Source organism: Chitinimonas sp., assembly GCF_041904975.1.
Lineage (GTDB): Bacteria > Pseudomonadota > Gammaproteobacteria > Burkholderiales > Chitinimonadaceae > Chitinimonas.
The window spans coordinates 1-2,235 of record NZ_JAYRLZ010000320.1; the positions used below are offsets into that span (position 1 = coordinate 1).

Genomic DNA, 2,235 nt, shown 5'->3' on the forward strand with positions numbered 1-2,235 from the left:
CTCAACCCGGAAGACAACAGGGCTTTCACGGGAGCCAGCTGCGCCTCGATGCGCGCCTCAGCCATTCCCGCCTCGCGCTCACCAAGCGTTTCCCCGACACAAACAATTCCGAACAAGCCAGCCTGCCACAACCTGACCAGCCGCGCGGAAATCGAATCATCACTTTCGGCAAACAAGCTGCGGCGCTCCGAGTGACCAACGATTGCCAGCTCACATCCTGCATCACGCAACATCTCCGCCGACACTTCACCAGTGTACGCACCAGTCACATGTGCAGATGCATTCTGCGCCCCGACCCCCACATCGCTACCAGCAAGCAGTTTCGCTGCCAATACAAGATAGGGAAATGGAACACAGACCGATACCCGGGCAGCGAAGCTTTGCTCACGCAATTGCCCAAGCACCTCATTGATCTGCTTCGCCGAGCCATTCATCTTCCAGTTGCCGATCACATGCTTGCGCATCATTCAGCCCACCTTCCTGCTCTCAGCAAAGGCGCCGGATTCTACTGGCTTGCATCGGCATTAGTCAATCAAGGCGACACACCGGGCAAGTTGACACAGAGTTGTAATCTAATCGAAATATACGATCATTAACATCCACGCCGTCGGTTACAGCCGCTTCCGGGCTAGCCCTGTTTTGCCAGCATTTGCGCGGCATTCAGGATGGTCCGACCACAGCGATCACCTCATTTGTCTGGTCCCGTTTCTAAGCCAATCCTTCGGAGTTACTTGCAATGCGCCTGTCCACTGGCCTCAAAATTTCCGCCTTTGCCTTGCTGTCGCTCGGCTTCGGTGTTGCACATGCCGATATCACCGGTGCTGGTGCAACTTTCCCATACCCTGTGTATGCCAAGTGGGCCGAGGCTTACAAAGCCAAGACCAATGTTGGCCTGAACTATCAGTCCATCGGCTCGGGCGGCGGTATCAAGCAGATTCAATCCAAGACGGTGGATTTCGGCGCATCCGACAAGCCACTCACACTTGAAGAACTGAACAAAGACGGCCTGATGCAATTTCCGACCGTGGTCGGTGGCGTAGTGCCGGTCTACAACCTGCCTGGCATCGAAGCCGGCAAGGTCAAGCTGACCCCGCAAGTGCTGGCCGATATCTATCTCGGCAAGGTCAAGCTGTGGAACGACCCGGCCATTACCGCACTGAACAAGGGCGTTGCCTTGCCGGCCCTGTCGATCAATGTGGTACGCCGCGCCGACGGTTCGGGCACCTCGTTCATCTTCACTAACTACCTATCGAAGGTCAGCCCGGAGTGGAAGACCAAGGTTGGCGAAGGCACGGCAGTTGCATGGCCTGCCGGTATCGGCGGCAAGGGCAATGAAGGCGTTGCCGCCTATGTGCAACGCCTCAAGGGTGCCATTGGCTATGTCGAATACGCTTATGCCAAGCAGAACAAGCTGTCTCACGTCCAACTGCAAAACCGTGATGGCGAATTCGTAGCGCCTACGGCTGAAGCCTTCCAGGCTGCAGCCGACAAGGCCGACTGGGCTCGTGCTCCCGGCTTTTATGAAATCCTCACCAATGAGCCTGGCAAGGCGACCTGGCCGATTTCCGGCGCGACCTTCATCCTGATGCACAAGAAACAGGACAAGCCGCAAAACGCCGCCGAGACCTTGAAGTTCTTCGACTGGGCTTATACTGCCGACGGCGCCAAGATTGCGGCTTCGCTCGACTACATCCCGTTGCCAGCCAGCGTGATCAGCCAGATCAAGGCATCGTGGAAGCAGATGACCGACAATAGCGGCGCTGCGATCGTCAAGTAACTCCGGGTTTACCCGCCGAAGTGGCGGGTAGCACATCAAGCAGGAATTGATGGAAGTCGATTCCTGCTTTCTTGTCTTACACAGTTTCGTGAGCAGCCATGCAAGAGCAAATCCAGCGGCAACGGTTCCGCATCGCCGATATGGTGTTTTTCAATGTCACGCGCATGGCCGCATGCTTTGTCCTTGTGGTCCTGGCAGCCATTGCCTTTTCGCTGGTCGAAGGTAGTTTGCCGTCGATCAAGCAGTTCGGTATCAGCTTTATCACTTCACCGTCCTGGGACCCGGTTGCTCGCCACTTTGGCGCGTGGCGCCCGATCCAAGGCACCCTGATTACCTCTGCGATCGCGCTGCTTATCGGTGTACCGGTCAGCTTCGGCATCGCCCTGTTCCTCACCGAGCTGTCGCCGATCTGGTTGCGCCGCCCGCTTGGTATCGCCATCGAGTTGCTCGCCGGCATT

At 57.0% G+C, this 2,235-nt stretch carries 2 protein-coding genes and 1 pseudogene; 2 read left to right on the forward strand and 1 reads right to left on the reverse strand.

Annotation, left to right across the window (positions count from 1 at the left end; all coding sequences use genetic code 11):
* A partial coding sequence (locus tag ACE3OH_RS19860) for a triose-phosphate isomerase (RefSeq protein ID WP_374357249.1) occupies positions 1-467 on the reverse strand: 467 nt, incomplete at its 3' end.
* Between the two features lie 269 nt (positions 468-736).
* Here ACE3OH_RS19860 and pstS point away from each other — a divergent pair.
* Entirely contained in the window at positions 737-1,777 is a 1,041-nt protein-coding gene (gene pstS / locus ACE3OH_RS19865) for a phosphate ABC transporter substrate-binding protein PstS (protein WP_374357251.1), read from the forward strand.
* 98 nt (positions 1,778-1,875) lie between these two features.
* A pseudogene (locus ACE3OH_RS19870) lies at positions 1,876-2,235 on the forward strand (phosphate ABC transporter permease subunit PstC); the annotation flags it as partial.